We start from the raw sequence: 7,469 nt of genomic DNA on the forward strand, positions 1-7,469 counted from the left end.
CAGTACGCGGACTACGCGCTGTGGCAGCGCGAGCTGCTCGGCGACGAGAACGACCCCGACAGCCTGCTCGCCGCCCAGGTCGCCTACTGGCGCGAGACGCTGGCCGGTGCCCCGGAGGAGCTGGTTCTCCCCGCCGACCGCTCGCGCCCGGCCGTGGCTTCTCACCGCGGCCACAACGCGTCCGTGACCGTGCCGGCCGAGGTCCACGCACGGCTCGTGGAGGTGGCGCGCGCCGAGGGCGTCACCATGTTCATGGTCCTGCAGTCCGCGCTGGCCGTGCTGCTGTCCCGGCTCGGCGCGGGCACCGACATCCCGATCGGCTCGGCGCACGCGGGGCGCACCGACGAGGCCTTGGACGACCTGGTCGGGTTCTTCGTGAACACGCTGGTGCTGCGCACCGACCTGTCGGGTGACCCGACGTTCCGTGACGTGCTGGGCCGGGTGCGGGAAGCGAGCCTGTCGGCGTTCGCGCATCAGGAGATTCCGTTCGAGAAGCTGGTGGAGGAGCTGGCGCCGGTCCGTTCCCTGGCCCGTCACCCGCTGTTCCAGGTCGTCTTCACGATGCAGAACAACGCCGAAGCGGTACTGGATCTGCCGGGCGTACAGGCCGAAAGCACGTCCGGCGAGCGCTCCTCGGCCACACGGGCCTCCAAGCTCGACGTCGAGGTGCTGATCGGCGAGGCATACGACGGGCAGGGCGCACCGGCGGGCCTGCACGGCTCGGTCGTCGCCGCGGCGGACCTGTTCGACGCGGAGACGGTCGAGCGGCTCGCCGCACGGCTGGCACGGCTGCTGGAGACGGTGTCCGCCGATCCGGGCCTCCCCCTGAGTGCGGTCCAGGTGCTCGACGAGGCCGAGCGGCACCGCGTGCTGATCGAGTGGAACGACACCACCACCACCATCGAGCCCGTGGAACCGTCGGCGCTGCGCCTGTTCGAGACGCAGGCGGCGCGGACCCCTGACGCCGTCGCGATCGTGGCCGACGGTGTCGAGACGTCGTACGCGGAGCTGGACGCTCGCGCGAACCGGCTCGCGCACTACCTCATCGGCCAGGGCGTCGGCGCGGAGACCGTGGTCGGCCTGTGCCTGCCGCGCGGCGTGGACATGATCGCGGCGCTCCTGGGCGTGTGGAAGGCCGGGGCGGCGTACCTGCCCGTGGACCCGGAGTACCCGGCGGACCGGGTGGCGTACATGCTCCGCGACAGCCGGGCCGTGCTCACCCTGACGACCGAGGAGATCTTCGACGACCTCCCGGCCGGCCGGTCGCGTCTGGTCGCGATCGACGACACGCTGATGACGATGCAGCTGGCGGCCGCGCCCACGACCGCCCCCGGTGTGCGGGTGGCACCGGACGGGCTGGCGTACGTCATCTACACCTCCGGTTCCACCGGGCGGCCCAAGGGCGCCCTGGTGCCGCACACGGGTGTGGGGAACCTCGTGGCCGCGCAGGTGGAGCGGTTCGCGGTCACCGGCGACAGCCGGGTGCTGCAGTTCGCGTCGATGAGCTTCGACGCGGCGACCTCGGAAGTGCTGATGGCCCTGTGCACCGGCGCCCGCCTGGTGCTCGCCCCGTCGCGTGAGCTCGTTCCCGGGTCGGGATCGTCGGGTCTCACCGACGTGGTGGCCCGGCACGGGGTGACCCATGTGACGCTTCCGCCCGCGGTGCTGGGCGCCCTGGAGCCGGGCAGCCTGCCGTCGGTGACCACGCTGGTGACCGCGGGTGAGGCGCTCGACGCGGAGCTGCTGTCCATCTGGTCGGACGGCCGTCGCTTCGTCAACGCGTACGGCCCGACGGAGACGACGGTCTGCGCGACCATGTCCGAGCCGCTCAGGCCAGGGGCGGAGCCGTCCATCGGCGCGCCGAACCCCAACACTCGGGTGTTCGTCCTGGACGACGCGCTGAGCCCCGTTCCGGTCGGCGTGGCGGGCGAGCTGTACGTGGCGGGCGCGGGTCTGGCGCGTGGCTACCTGGGGCGGGCCGGCCTGACGGCGGACCGCTTCGTGGCCTGCCCGTTCGGCGCCGCCGGTGAGCGGATGTACCGCACCGGCGACCGGGTGCGGTGGACCGCGGACGGGCAGCTCGTCTTCACCGGCCGCGTCGACGAGCAGGTGAAGATCCGAGGTTTCCGCATCGAGCCGGGCGAGATCGAGAACGTGATCGCCGCGCACCCGTCAGTGGTGCGGACAGCGGTGATCGCCCGTGAGGACACTCCCGGGGACAAGCGCCTGGTGGCCTACGTCGTGCCGGCCGGCGACGAGGGAGACCTCACCGAGCCGGTCCGGGAGTTCGTGGCCAAGCGCCTGCCGGAGCACATGGTGCCGGCGGCCGTGGTGGCGCTCGACGCCCTGCCGCTGACGGTGAACGGGAAGCTCGACCGCCAGGCGCTGCCCGCTCCCGACTACGCGTCCGGGCTGACGCCCGGCGGCCGTCGGGCGACGACCGTGGAGGAGGAACTCCTGTGCGCCGCGTTCGCCGAGGTACTCGGCCTGGAGCGGGTCGGCGTGGACGACGACTTCTTCGTCCTGGGCGGCCACTCCCTGCTCGCCACCCGGCTGGCCAGCCGGGTACGGACCGTACTGGGCGTGGAGATGGAGGTCCGGGCGCTGTTCGAGGCGCGTACGGCTGCCGGACTCGCCGCCCGGTTGGCGGGAGGGGAGCGGGCGCGGGCGGCACTGACGGCAGGTGAGCGTCCGGAGCGGGTGCCGCTGTCGTTCGCCCAGCAGCGGCTGTGGTTCATCGGCCGGCTCGAAGGCTCCAACGCCGCCTACAACACGCCGGTGGCCCTGCGGCTGTCCGGGGGAGTGGACCGGGAGGCGCTCGGCCAGGCACTGCGGGACGTCCTCGGCCGGCACGAGGTACTCCGTACGGTCTTCCCGATCGCCGACGGCGAGCCGTACCAGCACGTCCTGCCGCTCGACGATCTCGACTGGGAGCTGTCGGTGGCCGAGGTGACGCCGGCGGAGCTGGACGCCGCGGTCGCCGAGGCGGCCGGATACGCCTTCGACCTGGCCTCCGAGGTGCCGATCCGGGCATGGCTGTTCTCGGACGGCTCTGACGAGCCCGTGTTCGTGGTGACGATGCACCACATCGCCGGTGACGGCTGGTCCAGGGGCCCGCTGGCGCGGGATCTCTCGACGGCCTACGCGGCACGCAGCGCGGGGCGATCTCCGGAGTGGGAGCCGCTGCCGGTGCAGTACGCGGACTACGCGCTGTGGCAGCGGGAACTGCTCGGCGACGAGAACGACCCCGCGAGCGTGATCTCCCAGCAGATCGCGTACTGGCGGCGCGCCTTGGCGGACGCCCCCGAGGAGCTGGCGCTCCCGGCGGATCGTTCGCGTCCGGCCGTGGCCTCCCACCGCGGGCACAGCCTGCGCCTGGCCGTCCCGGCCGAAGCGCACGCCCGCCTGGTGGACGTCGCACAGGCCGAGGGCGTCACCACGTACATGGTTCTGCAGGCCGCGCTGTCGGCCCTGCTCTCCCGACTCGGGGCGGGCACCGACATCCCGATCGGCTCGGCGAACGCCGGCCGCACGGATGTGGCCCTCGACGACCTGGTCGGCTTCTTCGTCAATACCGTGGTGGTACGTACGGATCTGTCGGGCGACCCGACCTTCCGTGAGCTGCTGGCCCGGGTGCGTGAGACGAGCCTGTCGGCCTTCGCCCACCAGGACGTGCCGTTCGAGAAGCTCGTGGAGATCCTCTCCCCGGCCCGCTCACTGGCACGCCACCCGCTGTTCCAGGTGATGCTCACGGTCCAGAACAACGCCGAGGCGGCGCTGGAACTGCCCGGCCTGCAAGCCGGTGGGATGCCGACCGGACCCCGTTCGGCGAAGTTCGACCTGGAACTGTCCGTCGGGGAGACATTCGGCCCGGAGGGCGCACCGGCAGGCATGCTCGGATCGGTCGTCGCGGCGGCGGACCTGTTCGACGCGGAGACAACCGAACAGCTGGTGGCTCGCTTCGCCCGGGTGCTCGAGGCCCTGCTCGCCGATCCCGACCTGCCGTTGAGCGCGGTGGATGTGCTGGGTGCGGCGGAGCGCCGCCGGGTGCTGACGGAATGGAACGACACGACGGCCCCGGTGCCGGACGTCCTTGTTCCGGATCTGTTCGCTGCGCGGGTGGCGGAGTCCCCGGACGCGGTGGCGGTGGTGTTCGAGGGTGTGGAGGTGTCGTACGCGGAGCTGGACGCGCGGGCGAACCGGCTCGCCCAGCTGCTGATCACCCGTGGTGTCGGTGCGGAGTCGGTGGTGGGCCTGTGCCTGCCGCGTGGCGTCGAGATGATCGTCGCGATTCTGGCGGTGTGGAAGGCAGGCGGTGCGTATGTGCCGCTCGACCCCGAGCATCCGGCCGAGCGGATCGCGTTCATGCTGACGGACAGCGGTGCGGGAGTGGTGATCGGCCTCCGGGACGCGGCGGAGGGACTGGGCGACGATTTCGGGCCCGACCGCGTCGTGTGGCTGGACGACCCGCGCCTCCACGGTGAGCTGGCACTGCTTCCCGGCACGGCACCCGAGGCTTCGATCGTGCCGGGTGCGTTGGCGTATGTGATCTATACGTCGGGTTCGACGGGGCTGCCGAAGGGTGTGGCGGTCTCGCATGGTTCGTTGGCGAATCTGGTGTCGGTGTTCGGGCCGTTGATGGAGGTGGGGCCTGGGGTTCCGGTTCTGCAGTTCGCCTCGTTCAGCTTTGATGCCTCGGTGCTGGATGTGGCGGTGGCGCTGGGTTGTGGCGGTGTGCTGGTGGTGGCCGGTGCGGCGGAGCGGGCGGAGCCGGCGTTGTTGCGGGGGCTGGTGGAGTCGGCGGGTGTGCGGTCGGCGAGTGTGGTGCCGTCGTTGCTCGGGGTGCTGGAGCTGGGGGATCTGGCTGGGGTCGGGCCGATGGTGGTCGGTTCGGAGGCGATGGATCCGGGGCTGGCGCGGGCGTGGGCGCGGGGTCGGAAGCTTGTGCATGCGTACGGGCCGACGGAGGCGACGGTGATCACGGCCGTCGGGCTGGTCGATCCGGGCGGGAGCGGTGCGCTGCCGTTCGGCGGGCCGGTCGCCAATACGCGGATGTTCGTCCTGGATGAGTGTCTGCGGCCGGTTCCGGTGGGCGTTGTGGGTGAGTTGTATGTCGGTGGGGCTCAGTTGGCGCGTGGTTACGTGGGGCGTGCCGGTCTGACGGCGGAGCGGTTCGTGGCTGATCCGTTCGGTGGTGGTGAGCGGTTGTACCGCACGGGTGACCTGGTGCGGTGGACGGCGGATGGTCAGTTGGTGTTCGCGGGGCGTGCGGATGAGCAGGTCAAGATCCGCGGCTTCCGGATCGAGCCGGGTGAGGTACGGGCTGTCATCGCCGCACACCCGCAGGTCGCCCAGGCGGCGGTGGTCGCTCGCGAGGACACACCGGGAGACACACGGCTCGTGGCCTACGTCGTTCCTGCCGGGTCGGAGGGCGACGCGCTGCCGGCATCGGTGCGCGCGTTCGCGTCCGAGCGTCTGCCGGAGTACATGGTGCCCTCGGCCGTGGTGGTCCTCGACGCACTGCCGTTGACGGTGAACGGCAAGCTGGATCGCAGGGCTCTGCCCGCCCCGCAGCTCACCACCGGTGGTGGACGGGCCCCGTCCAGCCTCCAGGAAGAGATCCTGTGCACAGTGTTCGCGCAGGTGCTCGGCTTGGGCAGGGTCGGTGTGGACGACAACTTCTTCGCCCTGGGCGGGCATTCTCTTCTCGTGGTACGGCTGGTGAGCCGGATCCGTACGGTGCTGGGTGTCGAGGTTCCGCTGCGGGACCTGTTCGAGGCGCCTACCGTCGCCGCACTCGCCGCCCAACTGGCCGGGTCTCAGCTCTTCGGCGTCAACGCGGCGCGCAAGGCGCTCACGCGGAGGGAGCGTCCCGAGCGGGTGCCGCTGTCCTACGCTCAGCAGCGGCTGTGGTTCATCGGCCAGTTGGAGGGTCCGAGCGCCACCTACAACGTCCCCGTGACACTCCGCCTGTCGGGTGAGGTCGACCGTGACGCGCTCGGCATGGCGCTGAGGGACGTGATCGGCCGGCACGAGGTGCTGCGCACGGTCTTCGCAGAGGCGGACGGACAGCCGTACCAGCAGGTTCGGGAACTCGCCGAGCTGGAATGGCAGCTTCAGTCGGTGGACCTCGCCGCCGATGACGCACCGACCGAGCTCGCGGATGCGATTTCCGAGGCCGAGCAGTACGCGTTCGACCTGGCCTCAGACGTGCCGATCCGAGCCTGGCTGTTCACGGCCGGACCGGACGAACACGTCCTGGTCGTGGTGGTCCACCACATCGCGGGTGACGGCTGGTCCATGGGCCCGCTGGCGCGGGATGTGTCGGTCGCCTACGAGGCGCGGTGCGCGGGGCGGGCCCCGGAGTGGGGACTGCTGCCGGTGCAGTACGCCGACTACACCCTCTGGCAACGCGAACTGCTCGGCGCCGAGCGGGACACGGACAGCCTCATGTCCCGGCAGATCGGCTACTGGCGTGAGGCGTTGGCCGGTGCGCCGGAGGAACTTGAGCTGCCGTTCGACCGGTCCAGGCCGGATGTGGCCTCCCACCGTGGGCACACCGTCCCGCTGGAGATCCCGGCGGAGCTGCACGCGCGGCTGGCTGGGCTGGCGCGTGCCGAGGGCGTGACGACGTTCATGGTGTTGCAGGCGGCGCTGGCGGTGCTGCTGTCCCGCCTGGGTGCGGGAACCGATATCCCGATCGGTTCGGCACACGCCGGGCGCACGGACGAAGCCCTGGACGACCTGGTCGGCTTCTTCATCAACACGCTGGTGGTGCGTACGGATCTGTCGGGCGACCCGACGTTCCGTGAGCTGCTGGGGCGGGTGCGGGAGACGAGCCTGTCGGCGTTCGCGCATCAGGATGTTCCGTTCGAGAAGCTGGTGGAGGAGCTGTCTCCGAGCCGTTCGCTGGCCCGGCATCCGCTGTTCCAGGTCGTCTTCACGATGCAGAACACCATCGACGCGGTGCTCGACCTGCCGGGTGTGCGGGCGGGCAGCGTGTCAGCAGACCTGTCGGCCGGCAGGGCGGCGGCGAAGTTCGACCTCGACGTGATGGCGCGGGAGGCGTTCGACGCCGATGGCGCCCCGGCGGGGTTGTGGGGTTCCGTGACGGTGGCGTTGGACCTGTTCGATGCCGAGTGGGCCGGGCGGATCGCTGATGCTTGGGTGCGGGTGCTGGGGGCGCTGGCTGATGATCCGCGAACCCGGTTGGGTGCGGTGGATGTGCTCGACGGGGTAGAGCGTCGTCGGGTGGTGAGTGAGTGGAACGACACGGCGGTTGAGGTTCCGTCGGTGTTGGTGCATGAGGTGTTCGGGGCGCAGGTGGCGCGGACGCCGGATGCTGTGGCGATTGTCGCGGATGGCGTGTCGGTGTCGTATGCGGAGTTGGATGCGCGGGCGAACCGGATTGCGCACTATCTGGTGGGTCAGGGGGTTGGTGCGGAGTCTGTTGTCGGTCTGTCTCTGCC

At 71.1% G+C, this 7,469-nt stretch carries 1 protein-coding gene; it reads left to right on the forward strand.

Annotation, left to right across the window (positions count from 1 at the left end; translation table 11 throughout):
* Window positions 1–7,469 (forward strand): non-ribosomal peptide synthetase (locus GTY56_RS30865; RefSeq protein ID WP_161368580.1); only part of this gene is annotated, 7,469 nt, incomplete at both ends.

The sequence above is a fragment of the Streptomyces sp. SID5643 genome (assembly GCF_009872555.1).
GTDB classification, from domain to species: Bacteria; Actinomycetota; Actinomycetes; order Streptomycetales; family Streptomycetaceae; genus Streptomyces; species Streptomyces iakyrus.